Origin of the sequence: Streptomyces griseoloalbus (assembly GCA_014650015.1) — a bacterium.
Taxonomy (GTDB): Bacteria; Actinomycetota; Actinomycetes; order Streptomycetales; family Streptomycetaceae; genus Streptomyces; species Streptomyces griseoloalbus.
Genome location: BMUD01000001.1, coordinates 370,359 through 396,977, shown reverse-complemented (window position 1 = coordinate 396,977; position 26,619 = coordinate 370,359). Strand labels below are relative to the sequence as shown.

18 protein-coding genes and 1 pseudogene are annotated in these 26,619 nt (G+C 72.8%); 11 read left to right on the top strand and 8 right to left on the bottom strand.

Annotated features, from left to right (window positions below; all coding sequences use genetic code 11):
• Positions 1-199 precede the first annotated feature (199 nt).
• Together IE178_RS01735 and IE178_RS01730 are read left to right on the top strand one after the other, a co-directional pair.
• Positions 200-5,371, top strand: a complete 5,172-nt coding sequence (locus IE178_RS01735) for a DUF6531 domain-containing protein (protein ID WP_193511179.1) — start codon at positions 200-202, stop codon at positions 5,369-5,371.
• Between the two features lie 4 nt (positions 5,372-5,375).
• Positions 5,376-5,714, top strand: coding sequence for a hypothetical protein (locus IE178_RS01730; RefSeq protein WP_193511033.1), 339 nt, complete (start codon positions 5,376-5,378; stop codon positions 5,712-5,714).
• Positions 5,715-5,992: 278 nt separating this feature from the next.
• On the opposite strand, the gene IE178_RS01725 is transcribed toward IE178_RS01730, so the two are convergent.
• The 3 genes from IE178_RS01725 to IE178_RS01715 all read right to left on the bottom strand — a co-directional run bounded on the left by IE178_RS01725 (position 5,993) and on the right by IE178_RS01715 (position 9,664).
• Positions 5,993-6,577 (bottom strand): dihydrofolate reductase family protein, encoded by a 585-nt coding sequence (locus IE178_RS01725; RefSeq protein WP_193511032.1) that lies wholly within the window; start codon positions 6,575-6,577, stop codon positions 5,993-5,995.
• A gap of 324 nt (positions 6,578-6,901) precedes the next feature.
• Positions 6,902-8,449 (bottom strand): PQQ-dependent sugar dehydrogenase, encoded by a 1,548-nt coding sequence (locus IE178_RS01720; protein ID WP_193511031.1) that lies wholly within the window; start codon positions 8,447-8,449, stop codon positions 6,902-6,904.
• A 261-nt stretch (positions 8,450-8,710) separates the two neighbouring features.
• Entirely contained in the window at positions 8,711-9,664 is a 954-nt protein-coding gene (locus IE178_RS01715; protein WP_193511030.1) for an EamA family transporter, read from the bottom strand.
• Positions 9,665-9,773: 109 nt separating this feature from the next.
• On the opposite strand from IE178_RS01715, the gene IE178_RS01710 reads away from it, so the two are divergent.
• Positions 9,774-10,283 carry a MarR family winged helix-turn-helix transcriptional regulator gene (locus IE178_RS01710; protein ID WP_184760587.1) on the top strand — a complete coding sequence of 170 codons (510 nt, stop codon included), beginning with the start codon at positions 9,774-9,776 and terminating at the stop codon, positions 10,281-10,283.
• An 11-nt stretch (positions 10,284-10,294) separates the two neighbouring features.
• Here IE178_RS01710 and IE178_RS01705 read toward each other — a convergent pair.
• From IE178_RS01705 to IE178_RS01690, 4 genes and pseudogenes are all read right to left on the bottom strand, one after another.
• A pseudogene (locus IE178_RS01705) lies at positions 10,295-11,611 on the bottom strand (FAD-dependent monooxygenase); the annotation flags it as partial.
• A 143-nt stretch (positions 11,612-11,754) separates the two neighbouring features.
• Positions 11,755-12,030: a hypothetical protein gene (locus tag IE178_RS01700; protein WP_184760803.1), complete on the bottom strand. Its 276-nt coding sequence runs from the start codon at positions 12,028-12,030 to the stop codon at positions 11,755-11,757.
• A 167-nt stretch (positions 12,031-12,197) separates the two neighbouring features.
• On the bottom strand, positions 12,198-14,273 hold the full coding sequence (gene malQ / locus IE178_RS01695) for a 4-alpha-glucanotransferase (RefSeq protein ID WP_193511029.1): 2,076 nt from the start codon (positions 14,271-14,273) through the stop codon (positions 12,198-12,200).
• A gap of 1 nt (position 14,274) precedes the next feature.
• Positions 14,275-14,550, bottom strand: coding sequence for a hypothetical protein (locus IE178_RS01690; RefSeq protein ID WP_184760802.1), 276 nt, complete (start codon positions 14,548-14,550; stop codon positions 14,275-14,277).
• 383 nt (positions 14,551-14,933) lie between these two features.
• Here IE178_RS01690 and IE178_RS01685 point away from each other — a divergent pair, with 383 nt between their 5' ends.
• The 4 genes from IE178_RS01685 to IE178_RS01670 all read left to right on the top strand — a co-directional run bounded on the left by IE178_RS01685 (position 14,934) and on the right by IE178_RS01670 (position 20,492).
• Positions 14,934-17,819, top strand: coding sequence for a glycoside hydrolase family 84 protein (locus IE178_RS01685; protein WP_438874338.1), 2,886 nt, complete (start codon positions 14,934-14,936; stop codon positions 17,817-17,819).
• Positions 17,820-17,899: 80 nt separating this feature from the next.
• Positions 17,900-18,433, top strand: a complete 534-nt coding sequence (locus tag IE178_RS01680; protein ID WP_184760584.1) for a PadR family transcriptional regulator — start codon at positions 17,900-17,902, stop codon at positions 18,431-18,433.
• The gene (locus tag IE178_RS01675) at positions 18,430-19,128 is read left to right on the top strand and encodes an ABC transporter ATP-binding protein (RefSeq protein WP_184760583.1); all 699 of its coding nucleotides are present in this window, start codon (positions 18,430-18,432) and stop codon (positions 19,126-19,128) included. Before IE178_RS01680 ends, IE178_RS01675 begins: the two co-directional genes overlap by 4 nt.
• A complete protein-coding gene (locus IE178_RS01670; protein ID WP_193511027.1) occupies positions 19,125-20,492 on the top strand; it encodes an FtsX-like permease family protein in 1,368 nt (455 codons plus the stop codon). Before IE178_RS01675 ends, IE178_RS01670 begins: the two co-directional genes overlap by 4 nt.
• Positions 20,493-20,671: 179 nt before the next feature.
• On the opposite strand, the gene IE178_RS01665 is transcribed toward IE178_RS01670, so the two are convergent.
• Positions 20,672-21,208 (bottom strand): HNH endonuclease, encoded by a 537-nt coding sequence (locus IE178_RS01665; RefSeq protein WP_125506459.1) that lies wholly within the window; start codon positions 21,206-21,208, stop codon positions 20,672-20,674.
• Between the two features lie 302 nt (positions 21,209-21,510).
• Between IE178_RS01665 and IE178_RS01660 the strand changes: the two genes are divergently transcribed.
• From IE178_RS01660 to IE178_RS01645, 4 genes are all read left to right on the top strand, one after another.
• On the top strand, positions 21,511-22,617 hold the full coding sequence (locus tag IE178_RS01660; RefSeq protein WP_184760581.1) for a mechanosensitive ion channel family protein: 1,107 nt from the start codon (positions 21,511-21,513) through the stop codon (positions 22,615-22,617).
• A gap of 272 nt (positions 22,618-22,889) precedes the next feature.
• Positions 22,890-24,107, top strand: coding sequence for an ROK family transcriptional regulator (locus tag IE178_RS01655; RefSeq protein WP_193511026.1), 1,218 nt, complete (start codon positions 22,890-22,892; stop codon positions 24,105-24,107).
• Positions 24,108-24,225: 118 nt separating this feature from the next.
• Entirely contained in the window at positions 24,226-25,491 is a 1,266-nt protein-coding gene (locus IE178_RS01650; RefSeq protein WP_193511177.1) for a 6-phospho-beta-glucosidase, read from the top strand.
• Positions 25,482-26,453 carry an N-acetylglucosamine kinase gene (locus IE178_RS01645; protein ID WP_193511025.1) on the top strand — a complete coding sequence of 324 codons (972 nt, stop codon included), beginning with the start codon at positions 25,482-25,484 and terminating at the stop codon, positions 26,451-26,453. The genes IE178_RS01650 and IE178_RS01645 overlap by 10 nt, the downstream gene beginning before the upstream one ends.
• The last annotated feature ends 166 nt before the right edge of the window (positions 26,454-26,619 follow it).

Below are 26,619 nucleotides of genomic sequence, written 5' to 3'. Positions count from 1 at the left end.
ACTCTTGATCCCCAGGTGATTCACCATGCGCGCACAAGCGCGAAGACTCGTCACGGCCCTCCTGGCCTTCGTTCTCCTCGTGATAGCGGCTGCCGCCCCGACCTGGGCGGCGCCCCGGGACCGGCCGGGCGGGGCCGGAGCGGGCGTCGCCCGGGTCGAGGCCCGTACGGCCGAGGACCTGCCCGATCCGCCCAAGGCGATGACGCTGGCCGAGCGCCGCGAGCAGGTCGCGAAGGACCGGCACGAACTGTCGCCCATGCGGGACTACATGACGGCGCCGGAGCGGAAAGCCAAGGGCACGCCTCACGGTCGGCCGGACACGGAGCGCATCGAGCGTGGCCCCGCCTCCGGGACGGGCGCGGCCGCGCAGCGCCTCGCAGCGGCGCCCGGGAACCCGGTCTCGGTGTCGGCCTGGGCGACCGCGTACCCCGGCTTGCTGTCGATCGGCGGGCAGGTGAAGCTGCCGAAGCGAGGGTCGACGTACACCGGGATGTGGCTGTACGTCCTGGACGAGGCGGGTTACCCCGTCGTCCAGCAGGAGATCAAGAAGTCCACCGACGACCCCGTCGGGGACACCCCGGACACCGGCGCCTGGTGCTACGACTGGTGGTCGAGCAACTCCTACCCCACCGACCAGTGCTTCTGGTGGGCCGGCAGTGAACTGGGCGGGATCCTGGAGGACGGCAAGAAGTACTACGCCTGGGTCTTCCTGAACAACGCCGACGGCTCGAGCCCGGGCGGCACCACCTCGCCGCTGGTGGAGGCCTTCTACACGCCCGGCATCCCCGGTGCGGCGGCGGGCATCTGCACCTGTTACGCCCAGGCCCACCGCGCCGACCCGGTCAACACGGCGACCGGCATGTTCTACGAGCAGCTCACCGACGCCTCGCTGGTGAGCCCCGGCGTGCCGCTGACCCTGGAGCGCACCTACCGCTCCGATGCGAGTGCCGTCGGCCTGCTGGGGCGCGGCTGGGCGACGCCGTTCGACGCGAAGCTGACGGTCGCGACGGGGAAGGTGACGTACCGGACGGACGACGGTGCGTCGTTCGTGTTCACGCAGGCGGGCGACGGCACGTACACGGCCCCTGCCGGCACGACGGCCAAGCTGGTCAAGGGGACGAACACGTACACGGTGACGACTCCGGACCACACTGTGCGGACCTTCGACAGCGCCGGTCTGCCGACCTCCGTGGTCGGCGCGGCGGGCAAGGGCCTGAGCCTGACCTACGCCTCGGGCAGGCTCGCCTCCGTCAAGGACGCCGCCGGCCGCACCACCGCGTTCACCGTGGGCACGGACGGACTGCTGTCCAAGGTGGACCTGCCGGACGGCACTTCGGTCTCGTACGGCTTCACCGGCGGGCTGCTGACCTCGGTCACCGACCCGGCCGGCAGGATGTCCTCGTACGCGTACGACACGGACAAGCGGCTGTCCTCCTACACCGACCCGGCGGGCGGCAAGGTCACCAACGTCTACGACTCCACGGGCCGCATCAAGTCCCAGACCGACCAGAACGGCAAGACCACCACCTTCACCTGGGACGGCAAGAGCGAGTCGCACACCACCGCGCCCGACGGCGGCGTGTGGACCGACGTCTACGCGGCCAACGTCCTGATGGAGACGATCGACCCGTACGGCAAGAGCATCACCTACGACTACGACCGTCAGCTGCGCCCCGCTGCCATCACCGACCAGCGCGGCAACACCACGGAGATGACGTACGACACCGCGGGGCGGATGCTCACCCGCACCGCACCGGCCGCGCTCGGCTACAAGGAGAGCTGGGGCTACGACACCGCGGGCAACCTCACCAGCCACACCGACGGCCGCGGCAACAAGACGACGTACGCGTACACCGCGAACCGGCTGACGTCGGCGACGGACCCGACGGGTGGCAAGACCGTCTACACGTACACCGCGCTCGGCGCGCTGGAGACCGTGACGAGCCCGCGCGGCAAGGTCACCACGTACGGGTACGACACCGCGGGCAACCGGACGTCGGTCACGACGCCGCTGGGCGAGAAGACGACGTTCACGTACGACAAGGCGGGCCGCGTCCTGACCAGGACGGACCCACGCGGGAACGCCTCCGGCGCCGACCCGGCCGCCTACACCACGAAGTACACCTATGACGGCCGCGGTCTCCTCAGCTCGGCCACGGACGCCCTGGGCCGTACGACGACCTACGAGTACAGCGGTGCCGAGCAGTTGACGTCGGTGCGCAACCCGGCGGGCGACACCGCCACGCTCGGCTACGACGACGCGGGGAACCTGACCCGGACCACCGACCAGGCGGGCAAGTCCCTCACCCGCACCTACGACGCGAGCGGACGGCTCGCCTCCGTGACCGACGCGGCCGGCGGCAAGACCACCTACACGTACGACAAGGTGGGCCGGCTGCTCAGCAGCGTCTCGCCGCGCGGGAACGTCTCCGGCGCCGACCCGGCCGCCTACACCACGTCCTACGGGTACGACGCGGCCGGCAACCTCACCGAGACCACCGGTCCCACCGGCGCGACGACGAAGACGACCTACGACGCGATCAACCGGCCGCTCGTGGTCACCGACCCGCTGGGCCACACCACCGGCTACACCTACGACGCCAACGACAACGTCACCAAGACCACCGACGCCGCGGGCAGGACGACCACCGCCGTCTACGACAAGAACAACCGCCTCAGCAGCAGCACCGACCAGCTGGGCAAGACCACGACCTACGCCTACGACGCCGACGGCAATCTGCTCAGCCGCGTCTCCCCGCTCGGCCACAAGTCGAGCTGGACCTACGACGGCGACGGCCGCCGGGCCACCGCGGTCGATCCGCGCGGCAACGCACCCGGCGCCGACCCCGCCCAGTACACGACGACGTACGGCTACGACCCCGCGGGCAACCCCACCGAGGTCACCGACCCGCTCGGCGGGGTGACCACCACCGCCTACGACGCCCTCGGCAAGGTCGTCGAGCGCAAGGACGCCGACGGGCGCACCACCTCCTACGGCTATGACGACCTGGACCAGCTGACCAAGGTCACCGCCCCCGACGGCGCGGTCACCGCCTACGGTTACGACAAGCTGGGCAACCTCACCGAGCGCACCGACGCGGGCGGCCACGTCACCGCGTACGGCTACGACGCGGTGCACCGCCTCACCTCGGTCACCGACCCGCTGGACCGGAAGACGACCTATGCGTACGACGCGGAGGGCAACGTCACCGGGAAAACCACGCCGCGCGGCACCACCGGGTACACCTACGACCCGCGCGGTCTGCTCACCAAGATCGACTACTCGGACGCCACCCCCGACGCGACCTTCGGCTACGACGACGCCGGGCAGCTGACCGCCCGCGCGAACTCCAAGATCTCCGAGGACTTCGTCTACGACGCCGTCGGCAACCTCACCAAGACGCGCGGCTTCGCCTACACCTACGACGCCGCCGGGCAGATGCTCACCCGCAAGTACTCCGACGGCAACACGATCACCTACACCTACGACGACGACGGCCGCACCGCCACGATGCTGGCCGACGGCAGGACCACCACGTACACCTGGGACCCGGCGGGCAACCTGGTCGCGTCGGCCCTGCCCAACACCGAGACCGAGAACCGCACGTACGACCGGGCGGGCCGGGTCACCGCGGTGACCGCGAGCAAGGCGGGCGCCACGGTCACCAAGACGGCGCTGACGCTGTCCCCGGCGGGCCTGCCCTCGCGCGTCGACGTCACCCGGGCCGGTGTCGGCACCGGCGGCTACGACCTCACCTATGACACGGCCGGCCGCCTCACCTCCGGCTGCTTCCCGCAGCCCTGGGTCACCGGCTGCGCCGCGAGCCGCACCACGTCCTACACCTACGACAAGGTCGGCAACCGCCTGACCTCCACCCTCGGCACCACGTCCACCAGCTACACCTACGACGCGGCCGACCAGCTCACCTCCACCACCACCGGCACCACGACCACCGACTACGGCTACGACGCCGAAGGCAACCAGACCAAGAAGGGCGCCGACACCTACACCTACGACCTGGCCGGACAGATCTCCGCCGCCACCGTCGCGGGCACCGCCTACACCTACGACCACGACGCCGACGGCAACCAGGTCGCCACCCTCAAGGACGGCACGGTCACCCACCGCACCCAGTGGGACCCCAACGCACCCCTGCCGATCCTGGCCACCGAATACGACAGCGCCTGGACCATCAAGCAGTCCTACCGCTACGACCCGCTCGGCCAGCCCACCGCCACCAAGACCGGCGCAGGTGCGCTCTTCTACTACCACCACGACACCCAGGGCTCCCCGGTCGACGTCGCCGGCAGCACCGGGACCCTCCACCAGCGCTGGGCCTACGACTCGTTCGGCACCCGCATCCTGAACACCACCACCAGCGGCGCGCCCGCGAGCACCCCGTCGTACACCGGTGCCCGGTACGAGACCAGCACCGGCAATCTCGACCTGCACGCCCGCCAGTACGACACCACCACCGGCCGTTTCACGCGGTCCGATCCGGCGGCCCGGGACCTGTCGACGCCGTACGTCTCCGCGTACGCCTACGCCGACAACGTGCCCAGCATGCTCACCGACCCCAGCGGTCTGACCCCCGACGACCCGAACAACGACCGGGTCGACAGCCTCGGCGAAGCGCTCGGTATCTTCGGCGACGCCTTCGTCGACGTCGCCAAGTCACCCTTCGTGTTCCTCGGGGACCTGGAGGACGCGTTCACCGGTGAGAACGGCGGCGCGGGCGCGTTCGTCGACAAGTACCTTCCCGTCCGGCCCGCCTACCGGCTCTACCGCGCCGAGTACATGCTCCGGCAGCAGGGCTGCGACGCGCTCGCCGACCTGTACGCGGAGACGGCCGACGAACTCGCCCAGCAGCTGGTCCTCACCGGCGTCGGCGGGCTGACGGGGTGGCGTCGGACCGCGGTGGCCACGGAGCGGGAGCTGCAGTCCGGCGGTTCGTCCTTCCGGCGGCCGCGCGGCGAGATGGACTTCGAGCTGGAATGGGCGGACCACGCCTACAACGCGATCCGCGCCGACGCCCAGCTCGACCGGGTGGCGCAGACCGCGGCGTCGCACGGCTATTCCGCGGCCGACATCAATCAGATCTACAACCACCTGTTCGTCGAATCGCATCAGCTCGACGCGGGAATGCTGCGATTCGATGCCAATCCGCGTATCGCCAGGGCCTGGGAACGTCTCCAGAACGGAAATCCGCACCCCAGTGATTTCGATCTGCTCGCACATGAACTGTATGAGTCGAACTGGATGCGTCAGCACGGCGACCAGAACTATCGCCGCGCCCACCAGGCAACCGTGGACGCCGGCCACACCTGGGACGAACATGCGCCCGCGGCGGACGGTATAGGGTTCAGGTGATCAAATGCCTGGCACGAGCGAACTGGTGGACATCCCCGTGACAGCGTCACTGACATGCAGGAAGATCCGCTCTCTCGAAGCGGGATCCGTCTACGCCTGGGAAACCGCGGAAGGGGATACCGGAAACATCCTGATCGACCCGGGGGGATCAGTCGCCCGCCCCTGCACACCCGAGGGGATAGCCCTCGGCGACATGTTCCTCGACAAGAACGTCGGGAATGTGGAAAACCCCGCCTCGGACCCGAAAATCCGCCGCGCCTTCCTGATCGCGGCATCGGTGATCTTCCAGGAGGGGGAGCGGCAGGGGCTGCTGCCTGACAAGATCACGCGCACCTACTGGTAGGCGCCACGTCACCACCCGAGAGGCCGTGCTCTCCCAGAGCCCGGCCTCTCGGCATTCAGGGTTCGCCGTCACCGTGGCGAGCGCGTCGAGCCTGCTCTGCAGCTCGGTCGCCAGGGCCACCGGTGCGTCGATCAACGCATCGTCCGAGCAGGCGTGGTCGGCGGCCAGGCGGCGCAGCCGCTCCTCGCTCACACCCGCGAGGGCGGATGCGATGTGACTGATCCGGACCGGGCTCACGCGTGCGAGCCGGGCGCGGCTCAGGACGTGCGGGAGTCCTGTCAGCGGATGACGTCGCGGATGACGTCGAAGACGTTCTTCTGCAGGCCGTTGGCGTAGGCCTCGTGGTCGACGAGCTTCAGCTTCCGGGTGTCCTTGTCCGTGGTGCTGAAGAGACGTTTGCCCGCGCCGAGCAGGAGGGGGAAGACGAGCAGGTGGTAGCGGTCGATCAGGCCGGCGTCCGACAGGGCCCGGCTCAGGGAGGCGCTGCCGTGGATGATGATCGGGCCGCCCTCGGTCTCCTTCAGCGCGGCGACGTCGTCGAGTGAGCGCAGGATCGTCGTCTCGCCCCAGTTCGACACCAGGTCGTCGTCGGTGAGGGTGGTGGAGACGACGTACTTCGGCATCGGCTTGTAGTCGGCGAAGTCCTCCATGTCGGGCCAGACCGGGCTGAACGCCTGGTAGCTGGTCCGGCCCAGCAGCATGGCGGTGGCTTCCTTCTGCTCCTGGCCCTTGATGTCGAATGCCTCGGGGAGGAACTCGACGTCCTTGAAGGTCCACCCGGCGTTCCGGTAACCGGGCTCGCCGCCCGGGGCCTCCACGACGCCGTCGAGCGAGATGAAAGCGGTGCTGATCAGGGTACGCATGGGCGGTCCTCGGGTGTCTCGTGTCGGTTTCTGCGGATGCGGCCGGCACGCGCTTCGACGACACTCGCGGCCGCGGCGCACCAACCGCGATCTCCGACCGCCAATCACGGAGAAACTCATCGGTCGTCGCCCGGCCCCTTCGACGGACTCAGCCATCCGGACCGGGGGATCCGGGGGATCCGGGGGATCCGGGGGATCCGGGGGTGCCTTCGAAAACCGTGAACACTTCGGCTTCAAGTGTTCACGGTTTTCGCAAGGGGTGTCCGGGCGGAGGCACGGAGAGCCAGTCGGTGGGGCTCGCGGACGGCTGGGCGCGCCGGTGGCTCAGCGGCCGACCGCGCAGGCGTCCCCGTTGAGGGTGAAGCGGGGCGGTGGTGACGCGTCGCCGGTGTGGTCGGTGAGGTAGCCGAGGGTGATGCTCGCGCCCGGGGCGATCGCGGCGTTGTGGGAGGCGTTGGCCGCCGTGATCACGTTGCTGCCCTGGGTCAGGTTCGTGTTCCAGTCGGAGACGACGGTCTGACCGAGGGCCAGCGGGAACTCCAGCGTCCAGCCGTTCACCGGGGTGCTTCCGGTGTTGGTGACGGTGAGGTCGACCGTCATCCCGGTACCCCAGGCCTTCACCGTACGGTCCACCCGGCAGGTGGGTTCCTCCTGCGCGAACGACACCTTGTGCAGGCCGCCGGGCAGGTCGTTGACGACGTAGAACTCCCCGCCGGCGGTCGTGCCGATCGACGTGACCTGGGTGGGCATCTCCCCGATCTCGGCCTGCTCGTAGCCGCCGCTGCCGTCGGCGCGCAGCGCCCAGACCGTGGACGAGCAGTAGTCGGTGGCGATGTACGTGCCGCCCACCAGGTCGGCGTACTTCTGGCCCCGGTAGACGCGGCCGCCGATGACGGAACAGCCGCCGGTGTACGGGGAGTACGTGAAGACCGGCTCGGTGTGCGTCGCACCGGGCACGCAGTCGCCGCCCGCGAACTTCTCCAGTCCCTCGTAGCAGGACCAGCCGAGATTCAGCCCGCCCCGCCCGGGGGCTATGTGGTCGACTTCCTCCCATCGGCCCTGGCCCACGTCGCCGATCCACATCGAGCCGTCGGCGTCGTCGAAGGAGAACCGCCAGGGGTTGCGCAGCCCGTACAGCCAGATCTCCTCGCGGGCCCCGGCCGTGTCCACGAAGGGGTTGTCGGCGGGGACGCAGTAGGGAAGCGCGCCGCAGCTACGGCTCACGTCGATGCGCATGATCTTGCCCAGCAGGGTGTCCAGCCGTTGGCCGGAGCGGAAGGGGTCGCCGGAGCCGCCGCCGTCGCCGATGCTCCAGTACAGGTGGCCGTCGGGGCCGAACGCGAGCTGGCCGCCGTTGTGGTTGCTGTACTGGGCGTGTTCCTGGGAGAGGAGGACCTCCAGCCGGGAGTCGCCGAGCCGGTAGCGGGCGAGCGTGACCGCGCCGTCGGGCAGTGCCGTGTACGCCAGGTACAGGTTCCGGCTGTCGGCGAAGTCGGGCGGGAGGGCGATACCGAGCAGGCCGCGCTCGTTGCCCGACTCGTCCACGGCCGAGGTGATGTCGACGAGGGGGGTGGAGGCCAGGCCGGTGTCCGGGTGGTAGATGCGGACGGTGCCGGACTTCTCGGTGATGAACAGCCGGTCCGTTCCGTCGTCGGGTGCGGCGATGGCGGTGGGCCGTCTGAGTCCGGAGGCGACCTGGGTGGTGGTCGCGCTGAGCGACGGCAGGGGCACGGTCGCGGTGTGCTCCGCCGTTTCCGTCCGGGGCGCGGCGGTGTCCGCCGCCGCGGGCAACGGGGTGAGGGCGGTCAGCAGGAGGGCCAGCAGAAGGGGCCCGGTCCAGCGGCGTCGTAGGCGTCGTAGGCGTCGTAGCATGTCGGCTCCAGAAACGAGGACGCTTGCACGGCGGTGGTGCTTCTGGTGCTTCTCTGGGCAACAGGCGCGACCGTTCCCCTGTGGGGTGGCGACGACATGGGAGCGCTCCCGCGCCCTCCAGGCTGCTCGTCGGGAAACAGGGCGGCAATGTTTGAACGCGCCACTTTCGCACCGTGTGGCGCAAACGCTGCGATCGACGGGTGGCGCCCCACGGCACCCACAGGCACCGGGAGGTATCAAGAGACTGCCTTGACGGGGGTTCTACGGGCGTGAACGTCCTGCGGCCGCGTCGGCCAGGCGCAGCCCGTCGTCTCCGGCGTCCCGTCCGGGGGAACTGCCGATCGCCGGGGCGGGCGCCGGACGCGCCGTGATCTGCCCGGCCACCGTCGCCCCGAACGCCAGGGCCATGCCCGCCAGTTGCAGCGGCGTCAGCGCCTCGCCGAGGGCCGCCCAGCCGACCACCGCGGCCGTGAGCGGGGAGAGGGGGCCGAGGAAGGTGACCTGGGTGGCGGTGAGGCTGCCGATGCCTCGGAACCAGAGCCAGTACGCGATCGCCGTGTTCGCCAGGGCGAGGTAGAGGTAACCGCCGATCGCCGGGGCGTCGAGGGCGGGTGGGGCACCCTCGACCAGGAAGGCGAGGGGGGCGATGAGCAGGCCGCCCGCGGTGAGTTGCCAGGCGGTGAGGGCGAGGGGGCCGACGCCTTCGGGGCGGCCCCAGCGCTTGGTGAGCACGGTTCCGGTCGACATCGAGGCGGTGGAGGCGAGGGCCGCGAGGACGCCGAGCGGGTCCAGCGCGCCGGCCGCCTTCAGGACCACCAGGCCGACGCCGAAGGCTGCCAGGACACCCGTGAGTACGTTCCGGGTCGTCGGCCGCTGTCCCAGCAGCAGTGCCGAGAGGGCCACGACGAACAGGGGGCCGACCGAGCCGACGACCGCGGCCAGGCCGCCCGGCAGCCGGTACGCGGAGAGGAACAGCAGGGGGAAGAAGGCGCCGATGTTGAGTGCGCCGAGCGCCGTCGCCTTCCACCACCAGGTGCCTCGCGGCAGCACCCGGGCGAGCGCGAGGAGCAGGAGTCCGGCGGGCAGGGCGCGCGTCAGGCCGGTGAAAAGGGGACGGTCGGGCGGGAGGAACTCGGTGGTGACGGCGTAGGTGGTGCCCCAGGAGACGGGGGCGAGGGCGGTGAACGCGATGAGGGTGGTGCGGTTCGCGGCCATGACGGGCGCACCTCTTCCAGTAGGTCAATGGAAAGTAGCTTAGCTTCAAGCTACTTTCCGTCAAGCTACTTTCTTGCGGGCGACCCAACCGGGGCGGATACTCCTGCCCATGAGTGCATCCCCGGAGCCGCGCAAGGACCCCGTCGACGCGATCATCGAGCAGTGGGCGGAGGTGCGGCCCGACCTCGACACCGCCGCCATGGAGGTCTTCGGACGTGTGTACCGGCTCGCGCGCGCCATGGGCGACCGGATCGACAAGGCGTACGCCAGGTACGGGATCTCGCGCGGGGAGTTCGATGTCCTGGCGACCCTTCGCCGTTCCGGGGAGCCCTACACGCTCTCCCCCAGGGAGCTCTCGGCCACGCTGATGCTGACCACCGGCGGGATGACGGGCCGCCTCGACAAACTGGAGCGCGCGGGGCTGCTGCGCCGCTCCCCCGACCCGCACGACCGGCGCGGACTCCAGGTCACGCTCACCGGGGAGGGGCTGCGCCTGACCGACGAGGCGGTCGGCGCGGGCCTCGCCGTCCAGACGGAGGCACTGTCCGCCCTGGACGGGGAACGGGCCGAACAACTGGCCGACCTGCTCAGGGAATTGCTGTTCGCGACCGAGCGGTAGGCGCCGTCTCCTCAGCCGAGGTGGGTGGCGAGTGCGGTCTCGATCTCGGCAGGTCCGGCGGAGTCCGACGCCCAGGCCGCGTAGCCGTCGGGGCGAACCAGCACGGTGGTACGACGGCTGCCGGACGCCCAGCGCTCCACCGCCAGCCGTTCCGCGCGCGCACCCCCGTCGTCGTACGGCCGCGGGGTGATCAGCGCGAAACGGCCACCGCGCAAGGCCTCGTGGAGGCGGCCGCTCTCCAGCGCCACGTCGGGGACGCGGGCGCCGACCAGGCGGTGGGCACCGCGCGGGGCGGCGTACGCGTAACCGATTCCCGAGATCTGGGCCAGGGCCTTGGCCCGGGCGGGCCGGGACGCGTTGACGAACGCGGAGACCAGGGCGCGCACGGCACGCACAGCCGGGTGCTGCGCCCGCGCCAGCCGGACCAGCCCGCCGCTGCTGCGCAGCACGGCCCTGCCGACGGGGTGGCGCTCGGCCTGGTAGGTGTCCGGGAGACCCTCGGGCACCCGGCCCTTGACGACCGCGGCGAGCTTCCAGCCGAGGTTGGCCGCGTCCTGCAGGCCGGTGTTCATGCCCTGGCCGCCGGCCGGTGAGTGGACGTGCGCGGCGTCACCGGCGAGGAAGACCCGTCCGACCCGGTACTCGGGAGCCTGCCGCTCGTCGCTGTGGAAGCGGGAGAGCCAGCGGGCGTCGTGCATGCCGTAGTCGGTTCCGAGGGCGCGACGGGTGACCTCCTTGACCTCGTCGAGGTCGAGCGGGGCGTCGTCGGGGACCTCGTGGCGGCGGTTCCAGCCCATGACCCGGTACCAGCCGCCGCCGAAGGACGCGATCACCGCGAAGGAGTCACCCGTGCCGTTGACGGTGAGCACGCTCCCGGGCCGCTCGGCGAGCCGTACGTCCGCCAGGAACAGGGACTTGATGACGGAGACGCCGGGGAAGGGCAGGCCGACCGCCTGACGTACGGCGCTGCGGTGACCGTCCGCGCCGACGGCGTAGGCCGCGCGGCGGGTGACGACCGCCCCGTCCGGGCCCCGCATGTCGAGGTCGACGCCGCTGCCGCCCTGCCGCAGGCCCACGACCTCGTGCTCGAAGAGGAACTCGACGCCGAGTTCGCGCGCCCTGTCCTCCAGAAGCCGCTCGACCTCGTACTGCGGGGTGATGAGCAGGAAGGGGAAGCGGGACGGCAGCGTGCCCAGATCGAGGGTGAGACGGCTGAAGAGGCGCAGCTCGGTGAGGGTGCTGCCGGCCGCGAGCAGCCGGTCCGCGAGGCCGCGGGCGTCGAGCTGTTCCAGGGTGCGGGCGTGCACGCCGAAGGCGCGGGACAGGTTGCGCCGTCCGGGCCCGCCGTCTCCCCCACGGGGGACGCACCGAGGGCGCCGCCCTCGTCCCGTACGGCGGATGCGCGTACGTACGGAAGGGTCGGCGCCCTCGGGAAAGCGCGTGGGGCCGCTCGCGAGCGGCCTGCCCCGGATCAGGCCTTGGCTTCGGCCCTGGTGCTGATGTTGGAGCTGGTCGTGTCCTTCTTCTTGTGCGACTTGTCGCCGATCATCACCAGGGCGGCGATGACCACGAACAGCGCGATCGGGGCCACGACATACAGGCCCAGCGTCTCGATGACGCTCAGGCCGGTGCCGGGGTCGTCGCCGTCGTCGCGGGTGAGCGCGAGCGCGGGGGACGACATGAGCAGCATCATCAGCGTCGTACCGGCTGCCAGGGCGCCGGCGCGCAGGGCGTTCTTCTTGTCCACGGTCCCCAAAGTAGCGAACGCGGTGAGGGGCCGCGCGCGCGGGGTGCCGTATGCGGGGACGGTCCGCGGGCAGTCGTGCCGCGCGACGGCACCGGTGGGCGCGGTGGCACCCCGCCGGCGCAGGGCCGCGCCGCTCGTCCCGGCCCACCTCGGCACCGGGCACCGCGTCACTGCCGCAGCACGTCCATCAGTGCCCGCAGTCTCGGTGACGCCGCCAGTTCCTCCAGCGTCACCGGCCGGCCCGCCGCGTCCGCGATCGGCAGGCGCCAGTTCGGGTACTGGTCCCAGGTGCCGGGGAGGTTCTGCGGGCGCCGGTCGCCGACGCCGTCGGGGAGCCAGACGCCGATCATGCGGGCGGGGGTGCGCAGCAGATAGCGGTGGACGGCCTGGATCTCGGCCTCCTCCGACGACGTGTCCGTGCCGCCGGCGGCGCCCGGCAGCAGGCCGAGCCGGGTGAGCAGGTCCAGCCACTCCCCGGTGTCGGCGGCGGCTTCCGCGCGTTCCTCGGCGAGGGGGCGGGTGAGCAGGCCGAGGCTGTCGCGGAGTTCGACGTGTTCGCCGGTGAGGCGGGCGGCGGTGGGGGGCAGGTCGTGGGTGGTGGCCGTGGCCAGGCAGTCGGCGCGCCAGCTGTCCGGCGGCAGGGGGCGGCGGTCGCCCTCCCAGTCCCGTTCGAACCACAGCACCGAGGTGCCGTACACGCCGCGCTCGCGCAGCGCCTCGCGCACTCCGGGCTCGACGGTCCCGAGATCCTCGCCGATCACGACCGCCCCGGCCCGGGAGGCCTCCAGGACGAGTACGGCGAGCATGGCCTCGGCGTCGTAGCGGATGTAGGTGCCCTCGGTGGGCGGGTGGCCCTCGGGGACCCACCAGAGCCGGAAAAGGCCCATGACGTGGTCGATGCGCAGGGCGCCCGCGTACCGGAACAGGGCCTGGAGCAGGGCGCGGAAGGGGGCGTATCCGGAGTCGGCGAGCCGGTCGGGGCGCCAGGGCGGCAGGCCCCAGTCCTGGCCGCGCGCGTTGAAGGCGTCCGGGGGCGCGCCGACGGACATGCCGGCCGCGAAGTAGTGCTGCTGCGCCCAGGCGTCGGCGCCGGCGGGGTGGACGCCGACGGCGAGGTCGTGGACGATCCCGACCGCCATCCCGGCGTCGCGCGCGGCGCGCTGGGCGGCGGTGAGCTGGGCGTCGGTGAGCCAGACGAGCCGGGAGTGGAAGTCGACGCGGTGCGTCAGCTCGCGCCGGGCGCGGGCGGTCTGGGGTGAGCGCGGGTCGCGCAGTGCGGGGGGCCAGTGGTGCCAGTCGGGCCCGTGGATCTCGGCGAGCGCGTACCAGGTGGCGTGGTCCTCCAGGGCCTGGCCCTGAGCGGCGAGGAAGTCGCCGTAGGCGGCGCGGCGGCCGGGTCCGAGCGGGACCTCGTGCACCAGTTCCAGCGCCTCCCGCTTGGCCTCCCACACGGCGTCCCGGTCGATCAGCGCGCCCTTGCCCAGGACCGCCTCGCGCAGCCGGCCGGCCCGCTCCAGCAGGGCGCGGACGCGGTCGCGGTCCTCGACGTACGCGAACTCCGGGACGTCCTCGACGCGCAGGTGGACGGGGTCGGGGAAGCGGCGGGAGGAGGGGCGGTAGGGGGAGGGGTCGGTCGGGGGGCCGGGGACGGCCGCGTGCAGGGGGTTGACCTGGACGAATCCGGCGCCGAGGGTGCGTCCGGCCCAGCCGGCCAGTTCGCCGAGGTCGGCGAGGTCGCCCATGCCCCAGGAGCGGCGGGAGAGCAGGGAGTAGAGCTGGACCAGGAGCCCGTGGGAGCGTCCGGGGGGTGCGGGCAGCCTGGGCGGGGCGACGATCAGGTGGGTGTGCGCGGTGCGGCCGTCGGGGGCGGTGGCGGTGACGTCGTGCACCCCGGGCGGGAGGTGCTCGGCGGACGCGCGGGTCTCGCCCTGTTCGGTGCGCACGTCGAGCCGGGTGCCCTCGGGGAGCGCGGTGAGCGCGGCGGGGACACGGGTGTCCCAGCCGACGACGGTGGGGGGCAGCAGCCGCTCGCCGACGTCCCGTTCGCGGGCGGTAAGGGCGGCGCGGACGGCCTGCGGGGTGGCCGCGTCCACGCCGAGGGCGGCCAGCGCGCGGGTGACGGCTACGGACGAGGCCGCGACCGTGCGGTCCGGGGAGGGGTTGTAGGAGGTGGCGACGCCGTGCAGGGCGGCGAGCCGGGACAACTCCTCGGAAGGGGGCTCGGCCGGCCGTGGCGCGGTCACCTTAGGGCTCCGGGCGGTACTGGGCCGGGAAGGAGTCGAGTCCGGAGGAGTCCGAGGAGTCCGTGAAGGCGTCGGACTCGCTGGTCAGGGGGGCGGCGTCGGCGAGCGGCGGCTCGCTGGTGAGGGGTTCGGCGTCGGGCAGCGGGGGTTCGCTGGTCAGCGGGACCTCGGTGCAGGGGCCCTCGGCGCTGAAGACACAGAAGTGGAGGTCGTCGGCGGACGGGTCCGCCGCGGGTTTGGACAGGGCCGGGGAAGGGACGTATGCCGGTGCGGTCACGGATGGCCTCTCGTCGAGCACGGCCTCGCGGGTCATGCGGCGGTCGTGCGGGTGATCGGGTGCGGTGATCGTGCGGGTGATCGGGTGCGGTGATCGTGCGGGTGATCGGGTACGGCGGTCGTGCGGGTGGTCGTGCGAAGTGGTCGTGCGGGTTATCCCGCAGCCCTACCCAGCGGGCGCGCGGGCAGACGCACAAAGCCGCACAACGTGCTCCTGGTCACATTTTCTCCTCGCCCCCTCCCTCCACAGTGGGACAAATACGCCACAGCGGCCACCCTCATTGACACGTTCACCGCATAAATGGTGGGCTCATGGCTTCTCGGTAACGGAATGGACACGGCCATCGCCACCGGGCGAGGTCCGTCGAGCAACGAGGAGGCCCGGTGCAGCTGCGGGGTGGGAGGACGGCGACCGCCAGGAGGGCGGCCCTCGCTTTCGCGGTCCTCGCGGGGACCCTGGGCTCCATGCCCTCCGCCGTGGCGGCGCCGCCCGTGCCCGGGACGACCGCGTCCCCCGCTTCCGACGCCGCCGAGGCGGCGGCGCTCTCCGTGTGGCCGCGCCCCCATTCCCTGCGCGCGAACGGCGCCCCGGTCGAGGTGACCGCCGAGGTCACGCTGATCGCGGACGCGACGGCCGACCCGTACACCCTCGACGCGCTGCGGGCGCTGCTGCGCCAGGCCGGGGCGCGCCGGTTCACCGCCCCCGGCGCACCGGTGCCCGAGGGGGCGCTCGTGGTGCGCGTGGGTGCGGAACGCGCCTCCGGCGACCCCCGGCGCGCCCTTCCGGCCGGCGGCTACACTCTGACCACCGGCGGGGACGCCGTCTCCCTCACCGGCGCGGACGGCGACGGCCTGTTCCACGCCGTGCAGACGCTGCGGCAGCTCCTGCGGCCGGACGGCCGCCTCACCGCCGCCCTCGTACGCGACTGGCCGGGCACCGCCGTGCGCGGCATCACCGAGGGCTTCTACGGCACCCCGTGGACGCACGGGCAGCGGCTCGCCCAGCTGGACTTCATGGGCCGCACCAAGCAGAACCGGTACCTCTACGCGCCCGGCGACGACCTCCACCGGCAGGCCCGCTGGCGGGAGCCGTACCCGGCCGAGCGGCGCGCGGAGTTCCGGGAGCTGGCCGAGCGGGCCCGGCGCAACCACGTCACCCTCGGCTGGGCGGTGGCGCCGGGCCAGGCGATGTGCTTCGCCTCGGACGACGATCTGCGCGCGCTGACCCGCAAGCTGGACGCGATGTGGGCGCTGGGCTTCCGCGCCTTCCAGCTCCAGTTCCAGGACGTCAGCTACAGCGAGTGGCACTGCGGGGCGGACGCCGACCGGTTCGGGTCGGGCCCCGAGGCCGCCGCCCGCGCCCAGGCACGGGTGGTGAACGCGGTGGCCCGGCACCTGGCGGAACGTCACTCCGGTACGGCGGCCCTGTCCCTGATGCCCACCGAGTACTACGAGGACGGCTCGACCGCGTACCGGCGGGCCCTCTCCCACGCCCTGGACGCGGGCGTCGAGGTGGCGTGGACCGGGGTCGGAGTGGTGCCGCGCACCATCACGGGCCGCGAACTGGCCGAGGCGCGGCAGGTGTTCGGGCATCCGCTGGTGACCATGGACAACTACCCGGTGAACGACTACGCCCCCGGCCGGATCTTCCTCGGCCCCTACCAGGGCCGGGAGCCGGCCGTGGCCGCCGGTTCGGCCGGACTGCTGGCCAACGCGATGGAACAGCCGGAGGCGTCCCGCATCCCCCTCTTCACCGCCGCCGACTTCGCCTGGAACCCGCGCGACTACCGCCCCCAGGAGTCCTGGCGGGCCGCGATCGCCGACCTCGCCGGCGGTGACGCCCGGCGCCGGGAGGCCCTGACCGCGCTCGCCGGGAACGACGCGTCCTCCGTACTGGGCGGCGAGGAGTCGGCGTACCTGCGTCCGCTGATGGAGGAGTTCTGGCGGACCCGGGCCCGGGCGGCCTCCCGCGGCACCATCGAGGGCGCGGCGGCAGGGCGGCTGCGCGCGGCCTTCACGGTCCTGCGCGAACTGCCGGAGCGCCTGTCCGGCACCGCCCGCGCCACCGAGGTCGCCCCCTGGAACGAACGGCTGGCCCGCTACGGCGACGCCGGTACGACGGCCCTGGACATGCTGGACGCCCAGCGCACCGGGGACGCGGGCGCCGCCTGGACGGCGTACCGGAGGCTGGGCGAGCAGCGGGCCGGGCTGGAGTCCGCGCGGGTGACGGTCGGCAAGGGCGTGCTGGACCCGTTCCTGAGCCGGGCCCTCAGGGCGTACGAGAGCTGGGCGGGCATCGGCCAGGAGCCGCCCGCCCGCCCCGGCGACGACCGTACGTTCCGCCTCCCGCGCGCCCGCGCGCTGCACGCCGTGACGGTGCTCACCGAGCCCGGCACGCGGGGCGCCGTGGAGGTCCGCTCGGCGGGCCAGGGGTGGCGGCGCCTCGGCGTGCTGTCCGCGTCGGGCGCCACCGAGCTGCCGGCCGGCGGCGCGCCGGCCGACGCGGTCCGGGTCACCGGCGCCGACCCCGCCCGGGTCCGGCACCTGGTCCCGTGGTTCGCGGACGCGCCCGCCGCCTCCCTGGAACTGCCGGACGACCGCACGGACGCCGACATCGGCGCCACCCGGCGGCTGACGGTCACCCTCGGCTCGCTGCGCCCCGACGAGGTGCGCGGCAGGCTGACCGTGAGGGCGCCCAAGGGCCTTGCGGTCCGGGTGCCGAAGGAGGAGCTGACCGTTCCGCGCGGGACGCCGGTGGAGGTACCGGTCGAGGTGACGGTGGAACGGGGCACGCCGGCCCGGTCGTACGACGTCCGGCTCGGCTTCGGCGGGGTGACCCGCACGCTGACGGTGCACGCCGTTCCGCGCACCGCGGGTCCCGATCTGGCCCGCGGCGGCCGGGCGGGCTCCTCGGCCGACGAGACGCCCGACTTCCGGGCCTCGGCGGCGAACGACGGCGACCCGGACACGCGCTGGTCGTCCCCGGTCGACGACGACGCCTGGTGGCAGGTCGACCTGGAGCGCCCGGTGCGGCTGGGGAAGGTCGCGCTGCACTGGCAGGAGGCGTACCCGTCGGCGTACCGCGTGGAGGTCTCGGCGGACGGCCGCACCTGGCGCACCGCGGCGACCGTCCCGGACGGCCGGGGCGGGCGGGAGACGGTCCGCATGGACGAGCGGGACGTCCGCCACCTCCGCGTCCAGGGCGAGAAGCGGGCCACCCGGTACGGCTACTCCCTGTGGTCGGTGGAGGCGTACGCGGTCGCGGACTGAGCGTCCCTTGGAACTCCTTTGTGGATCTTTTCGGCGGCTACTATTCACTCAGTACATGTACTCAGTACATAATGGCGTTCATGAGCACCCGCCACATCCTGCTGGGCCTGCTCGCCTCGGGGCCGAGCCATGGCTACGACCTCAAGCGACGCCACGACGAACGCTTCCCCCAGGCCCGCCCGCTGGCCTACGGGCAGGTCTACACGACCCTCCAACGCCTGGTCCGGGACGGACTGGCCGAGGTCGAGGGCACCGACTCGGACGGCGGCCCGGAGCGGACGACGTACCGCGCCACGGACGGCGGGGCGGCCGAGCTGTCCCGCTGGGCCGGGGAGATCGCCCCGCCCGCGCCGTTCGTGACGAACGAGATCTTCGCCAAGGTCGTGGTGTCGATCCTGTCCGGCGGCGACCCGGCCGCCTATCTGCGCGCCCAGCGCACCGCCCACATGGAGCGGATGCGGGAGCTCACCACGGTGAAGGCGGCGAAGGGCGCGGACCTGGCGACCGTGCTCTCGGCGGACTTCGCCCTCAACCATTTGGACGCCGACCTCCGTTGGATGACGACGACGGCGGCCCGGCTCACCACCCTGACCGCGGAGGTCGACACAGCATGAGCATCGGGGACAACACGGCGGGACCGCTGCTCGCGGGCCGCGGACTGGTCAAGGCGCACGGCCGGACCGAGGCGCTGCGCGGCGCCTCGGTCGACCTGCGCGCCGGGGAGATCCTCGCGGTGACCGGCGCCAGCGGCAGCGGCAAGTCGACGCTGGTGCACTGCCTGTCCGGCATCGTCCGCCCGGACGCGGGGTCGGTGACGTACGCCGGTCTGCGGCTGGAGGAGCTGCCGGAGAAGCGGCTGAGCGAGCTGCGCCGCACCGACTTCGGGGTGGTGTTCCAGTTCGGCCAGCTGATCCCGGAGCTGACCGTGCTCGACAACGTGGCGCTGCCGCTGATGCTGGCCGGCACCGACCGGGGCAGGGCACGGTCGGCGGCCGGGGAGTGGCTGGAGCGGTTCGGGGTGCGCGGGCAGGCGGAGCTGCGGCCCGGCGAGATGAGCGGCGGCCAGGCGCAGCGGGCCGCGCTGGCGCGTGCCCTGGTCACCGGACCGAAGGTGGTCTTCGCGGACGAGCCGACCGGCGCGCTGGACTCGCTGGCGAGCGAGCAGGTGATGACGGCCCTGGTGCACACGGCCCGCGAGGCCGGCACGGCGGTGCTGCTGATCACGCACGACGCGCAGGTGGCGGCGTACGCGGACCGTGAAGTGCAGCTGCGGGACGGTGCCGTGGCGCCGCTGGGGGTGACGGCATGACGACGACCCTGCACTCCGATCTGCGCCTGGCCTGGCAGCTCACCCGCGGTTCCGACCGGCGGGAGTGGTGGCGGATCACGCTCACCGCGACCGGAGCGGCGCTCGCGACCGGGCTCATGCTGGCGGCCGTCAGCCTGGCCACCCTGCGCGGCAGGTACCAGGTGTCCGTCGGCGCGGGCCTGCTGAACCAGCCGGGCACACGCGCGGGCGTGATCGTCAGCCTGCTGCTCCTGCTGGTGCCGGTCCTCGGTTTCCTCGGGCAGTGCGCCCGCATCGGCGCCGTCCACCGTGACCGGCGGCTGGCCGTGCTGCGGCTGGCCGGGGCGACGCCCTGGCAGGTGCGGCGGATCGCCGCGCTGGAGACCGGGCTGGCCTGTCTGCTCGGTTCGGCGGTCGCCACGGTCTTCTCGGTGCTGCTCCTGCTGCGCCTGTGGGACCACCCGACCGCGCCGGCCTGGACCGGCCTCGCCCTGATCGCCGTCGGCGTGCCGGGGCTCGGCGCGGCGGCGGGCGCGCTGGCGCTGCGCCGGGTGGTGACCTCCCCGCTCGGCTGGGTGCGGCGCTCGGGCCCGCGCACGGGACGGGGGCCGGGACTGCTGTTCGTGGCGGGCATGCTGCTGCTGACGGTGGCCGCGCTGCTCGCGGTGGCCGCCACGTCCTCGGGCGCGCCGTACCGGCCCGGCCCGCCGCCGCCGCTGATGGTGCTGGGCGCGGTCATGGCGGTCGGCGCGGGAGCGATCTGGCTCTCGGGGGCCGCGGCGAGGCTGACCGGGCGGGTGATCGCGGCCCGGGCACGCTCGGCGTCCACGCTGATCGCGGCGGAACGGCTGCGCGACGATCCGTGGGCGGCGGCGCGGACGCACGCGGCGGTCCTGCTCGTGACGGTCGTGGGCACCGGCTTCGTGGGCGTGCGGCAGATGCTCCTGGAGGTGCTGGACTCACCGAGGCACCTGTCGGAGAACCAGTCCTTCTACACCACCGGCCTCGATCTGACGGCCGTCGCCCTCGCGCTCGCCCTCGCGATCACCCTGTCCGGTCTCGCGGTCGGCACCGCCGAGTCGCTGGCCACCCGCCGCCGGGGCCTGGCCGCGCAGGCCGCCGCCGGCGTGCCGCGCACGGTGCTCGGGCGGGCGCTGCTGCTGGAGACGGCCCTGCCGCTGGCGCCGGCGGTGCTGCTCTCGGGTGCCGGGGGCGCGACGATCGGCTTCGGGTACGCCCTGTTCGCCGACGGCGGCGGCTGGTCGCTGCCGTGGACGTCGCTGCTGGTGCCCCCGGCCGTCTACGCGGCCTGCCTGCTGGCCGCGGCCACCGCCCTGCCCCTGCTGCGCCGCACGATCCGCCCGGCGGAACTGCGGTACACCTGAGAACGCCCGGGCCCGGGGAACGGGGGTTCCCGGGCCCGGTCATGACCTACGGCGCCCGGGGCCGGGATCCCACCAGGGGGCTCGGCCACGCCCCGTCACCGGGGAACCGGAGGTGCCCGAGGGCCGGGCCACGGCCCCCTCGCCCCGCCCCGCCGCCGATGCGAAGGCCCGGATCGTCGTCAGGCGGAGATGCCGTCGATCCGGGCCATGGCGTCGTCCGCGCCGTACGGCTGCAAGTACGGCAGCCAGCGCGGATCCCTGTGGCCGGTGCCAATGATGCGCCAGGCCAGGCCGGTGGGCGGGGCGGGTTTGTGGCGCAGCCGCCAGCCCAGCTCGATCAGGTGACGGTCGGCCTTCACGTGGTTGCAGCGGCGGCAGGAGGCCACCACGTTGTCCCAGACGTGCTTGCCCCCGCGACTGCGCGGGATGACGTGGTCGACGCTGGTTGCGACGCCACCGCAGTACATGCACCGGCCCCCGTCACGGGCGAACAGCGCCCGACGGGTCAGAGGAACGGGCCCCCGGTAGGGAACCCGCACGAATCGCTTCAGCCGGACCACGCTGGGTGCGGGGACTGTGACGGTCGCGCTGTGCAGATAGGCGCCGGTCTCCTCGAGGCAGACTGCCTTGTTCTCGAGGACGAGCACGAGCGCGCGGCGGAGCGGTACGACGCCGAGTGGCTCGTACGACGCGTTGAGGACCAGGACATGCGGCACGGATGGCCTCCTTGTACGCCGGCGGCGCGTGGCTCGCGCCGGGACGATCCGTAAGTCAGTCTCCCCTCATGCCTGGTCGAAGCGCCACCATGTCCCGGTAACGGGCTGGAGGTGTTTTCGACCACATCCCGATTCATCCCCAGGATCATGGCCTGTTCAAGCGCGGGTGCGGGTGAGGCCTGTCTCTTCTTCACAGATGGCGCCGGTCCCCCCACTATGCCCCGTTAGTGTGGTGGTTCTGCCCCTTCCGGTGACCCTTCCGTGACCTCACCGGCCTTGACTCGGCGCACCCGGGGGCAGACATGCACCTGGAGGTACCTGCCGTGTTCCTGTCCGCCGCCCTGTCGGCCGCCGGCCCGTCGCCGACGCCATCGGAGTCCGGGACACCACGGGTGCCCTCGCTCCAGGACGCCCAGGAGAGCGCCACCAACGCCGCCGGCTGGGTGGAGGAGAACTGGTCGACGTGGCTCGCGATCGGGCTCCGGGTCCTGCTCATCCTGGTGATAGCGATGGTGCTGCGCGTCGTGGTGCGGCGGGCGATCACCAAGCTGGTCGACCGCATGTCCCGTACCGGACACGCGGTGGACGGCACCGCGCTCGGCGGTCTGCTGGTCAACGCCGAGCGGCGCCGCCAGCGCTCGCAGGCGATCGGCTCGGTGCTGCGCTCGATGGCGTCGTTCGTGATCCTGGGCACGGCCGCGCTGATGATTCTCGGCACCTTCCAGATCAACCTGGCCCCGCTGCTGGCGTCGGCCGGTGTCGCGGGTGTGGCGATCGGTTTCGGCGCGCGCAACCTGGTGACCGACTTCCTCTCCGGCGTCTTCATGATCCTGGAGGACCAGTACGGCGTCGGCGACACCGTCGACGCGGGCGTGGCCTCCGGTGAGGTGATCGAGGTCGGGCTGCGGGTGACCAAGCTGCGCGGCGACAACGGCGAGATCTGGTACGTCCGCAACGGCGAGGTCAAGCGGATAGGCAACCTCTCCCAGGGCTGGGCGACCGCCAACGTCGACGTCACGGTCCGATCCGACGAGGACCTGGACCGGGTGAAGGCCACCCTGAGCGAGGTCGCCGAGAAGCTGGGCAAGGAGGAGCCCTGGAACGAGCTCCTGTGGAGCGCGATCGAGGTGCTCGGCCTGGACTCGGTGCTGCTGGACTCGATGGTGGTCCGCGTGTCGGGGAAGACCATGCCCGGCAAGTCCCTGACCGTGGAGCGCGAGCTGCGCTGGCGCATCAAGCGCGCCTTCGACGCGAACGGCATCCGCATCGTCGGCGGCGCCACGGCCGCGGAGGACACGGTGGCCCTCGACCCGACGGCGGGCGTCGCACCCCCGTCCGTCTACTCCAGCACGATCTCCCCGCAGTCGGCGGCGGCGTCCCCCCTGCCCCCGCCGAGCACCACGAAGTAACCGGCCGGCGGGAAAGGGCGGCACCCGCGACATCCGGGTGCCGCCCTTTCCGCCCCCCCCTCTTGACGCCCCTTCCACGCCGGGCTTACGTTCCTCTGCATCCGACAGGAAACTTTCCTAACAGTGATCCCCGGTACTGATGACCGCGTACTGATGACCGCGTACTGATGGCCGGTGACCGGTGGCCGGCGATGAGGGCGACCGCCCGGGATGGACGTCCCGCACCGGCCGCTGAGAAGCTGGGCAGCCGAAGAAGGGCAGGTGTCGCACCCATGGCAGGAACCGCCGGTACGCCGGGCACCCCGCGTGTGCTGCGCGCCATGAACGACCGCACCGCCCTGGACCTCCTGCTGGACCACGGGCCGCTGTCCCGCACCCGCATCGGCAAGCTCACCGGCCTGTCCAAGCCGACCGCCTCGCAGCTCCTGGCCCGCCTGGAAGCGGCCGGACTGGTCCTGGCCACCGGCACCACCGAGGGCCGCCCCGGCCCCAACGCCCAGCTGTACGAGGTCAACCCGGGCGCGGCCCACGCCGCCGGCCTCGACGTCACCCCCCAGCGGATACGCGCCGCCGTCGCCGACATCACCGGCCGCACGGTCGGCCACCACGAACTGCCCACCCCCGGCCGCCGCTCCGGCACCCCCGTCGTCCAGCAGGTCACCGACGCCCTGGACGGCGCGGTGAAGGCGGCGGGACTGTCCCGTGCCGACATCCACCGCCTCGTCATCGGCACTCCGGGCGCCTTCGACCCGAACACCGGCCGCCTGCGCTACGCCTCCCACCTGCCCGGCTGGCACTCCCCCACGCTGCTCGACGAACTCGCCGCCGCGCTGCCGATGCCGTTCGAGTACGAGAACGACGTCAATCTGGTCGCCCTCGCGGAGCGGCGCCTGGGCGCGGCCCGCGATCACACCGACTTCGTCCTGCTGTGGAACCAGGAGGGTCTGGGCGCCGCCCTGGTGCTCGGCGGCCGGCTGCACCGGGGCTGGACCGGCGGCGCCGGCGAGGTCGGCTTCCTGCCGGTGCCGGGCACCCCCCTGGTCCGCCAGGTCACCAAGGCCAACAGCGGCGGTTACCAGGAACTGGCCGGCTCCCAGGCCGTCCCGCACCTGGCGCGCGAGCTCGGCATCGAGGACGTCCCACAGGGCCCGTACACGGAGGTGGCCGCCGCCCTCGTCGAGCGCGCCGCGGCCGCCCCGGACGACGACGAGCCCCACCGCCGCCTCCTGCGGACCTACGCCACCCGCCTGGCCACCGGTCTGGCCTCCCTGGTCTCCGTCCTCGACCCCGAACTCGTCGTCCTGAGCGGCACCGGCCTCACCTCCGGCGGCGAGGTGCTGCGCGCGCTGGTCCAGGCCGAACTGGAGGAACTGGCCGCCCCCCGCCCACGCCTCGTCCTGGGCGACGTCCGCGAAGACCCCGTGCTGCGCGGCGCGCTGGAGAGCGCGCTGGCGACCACGCGCGACGAGGTCTTCGACACCTCCCGCTGACCCGCCTCTTCACCATGGCGGCCACCGTGCCGGTCACGGCCCCCGTGATCCTCGTGTTCTTCTTCGCCCAGAAGGCCTGCGCAGAGGGCGTCACCCTCACCGGAGTAAAGGGATGACTATGAAACTCACCGTGGTCGGCGGAGGCTCGACCTACACCCCCGAACTCATCGACGGCTTCGCCCGCCTGCGAGACACCCTCCCCCTGACCGAGCTGGTCCTCACCGACCCGGCGACGGACCGGCTGGAGCTGATCGGCGCCCTGTCCCGCCGTATCTTCACGCGTCTGGGACACCCCGGCACCATCACCACCACCACCGACCTGGACGCTGCGGTCGACGGCGCGGACGCGGTCCTCCTCCAGCTCCGCGTGGGCGGCCAGGCTGCCCGCCTGCGGGACGAGACCTGGCCCCTGGACTGCGGCTGCGTCGGCCAGGAGACGACCGGCGCCGGCGGCCTGGCCAAGGCGCTGCGCACGGTCCCGGTCGTCCTGGACATCGCCGACCGCGTCCGCCGCGCCAACCCCGACGCCTGGATCATCGACTTCACCAACCCCGTCGGCATCGTCACCCGGGCCCTGCTCCAGGCGGGTCACAAGGCACTGGGCCTGTGCAACGTGGCCATCGGCCTCCAGCGCAAGTTCGCGGCACTCCTCGGCACCGACCCCACCGACATCCACCTGGACCACGTGGGCCTCAACCACCTCACCTGGGAGACGGCGGTACGCCGGGGAGGCCCGGACGGCGAGGACGTACTCCCCCACCTCCTCGCCACCCACGGCGACACGATCGCCGCCGACCTCCGCCTCCCCCGCCCCCTCCTGGACCACCTGGGCGTGATCCCCTCCTACTACCTGCGCTACTTCTACGCGCACGACAGCGTCGTACGGGAACAGCGCACCAAGCCCTCCCGCGCCGCCGAGGTGGCCGACATGGAACGCCGCCTCCTGGCCCTCTACGCCGACCCGGCCCTCGCGGAGAAACCGGCCCTCCTGGCCCAACGCGGCGGCGCCTACTACTCCGAAGCGGCCGTCGACCTGGCGGCGGCCCTGCTCCGCGGCGCCGGATCCCCCCACCAGGTGGTCAACACGTACAACAACGGCACCCTCCCCTTCCTCCCCGACGACGCGGTCATCGAGGTGCAGGCGACCGTGGGCCCGAAGGGCGCGACCCCCCTGCCCGTCGCCCCCGTGGACCCCCTCTTCTCGGGCCTGATGGCCAACGTCACCGCCTACGAGCACCTGGCCCTGGAAGCAGCCCTGCACGGCACCCGGGACCGGGTCCTCCGCGCCCTCCTCGCCCACCCCCTGATCGCCCAGTACGAGTACGCGGACCACCTCACCGACGACCTCATCGCACACAACCGGGAGCACCTCACGTGGGCCTGACCGCAGGCGTCCTCGCCATCGACGCCGGCAACAGCAAGACCGACGTAGCGGTGATCGCCCACGACGGCACGGTCCTGGCCACGGCCAGGGGCGCGGGTTTCCGCCCGCCCGCCGTGGGTCTGGAGGCGGCGATGGCCTCCCTCACCGCCACCGTCACCCAGGCCCTCACCGACGCCCGCACCCCCACCGTTCGCCATGTCTCGGCCTGCCTGGCCAACGCCGACCTCCCCTTCGAGGAACGGCAGCTGACCGAGGCCCTGAGCACCCGCGCCTGGGGCGAGACCACCCAGGTCCGCAACGACACCTTCGCGATCCTGCGCGCCGGGGTCACCGAACCCCGGGGCGTGGCCGTCGTCTGCGGCGCCGGCATCAACTGCGTCGGCATGCGCCCCGACGGCCGCACGGCCCGCTTCCCGGCACTGGGCCGCGTCTCCGGCGACTGGGGCGGCGGTTGGCACCTGGCCGAGGAAGCCCTCTGGCACGCCGCCCGCGCGCAGGACGGCCGCGGCACGGCCACCGCCCTGGCCCACACCCTCCCGGCCCACTTCGGCCTCCCCGACATGCCGGCCCTCATCGAGGCCCTGCATCTCGAGCACCTGCCCCCGCCCCGCCGCCACGAACTGACCCCGGTCCTCTTCGCCACCGCGGCCGACGGTGACGGTGTGGCCCGGGCGATCATCGACCGCCAGGCCGAGGAGATCGTCACGATGGTGACGGTCGCGCTGACCCGTCTGGATCTCCTCGGGGAGGAGACGCCCGTCCTGCTGGGCGGCAGCGTGCTGGCGGCGCAACACGCGGGGCTCAACGGCCGGATCCGCTCCCTGCTCGGCGAGCGGGCGCCCAAGGCGGTTCCCCGGGTGGTGACCACCAGCCCGGTCCTGGGAGCGGGTCTCCTGGGCCTGGACCACTTGTCGGCCGCACCGGAGGCGCACGAGCGGCTGCGCAGGCACTACGAGCGGTAGCGGCGGCGCGCGTTGAGGCGGGCCGGGGGTTGGTTGCGCAGCCCGGCGTTGGCGGGGTGCCGCCGCGCCCACCCGTGCCGCCCCAGCGGCACGACTGCCCGCAGTTGGCGGCACAGTGACTGCCCGCGGTGGGCGGCCGTAGCTGCCCGCGGTGGGCGGCGATGGC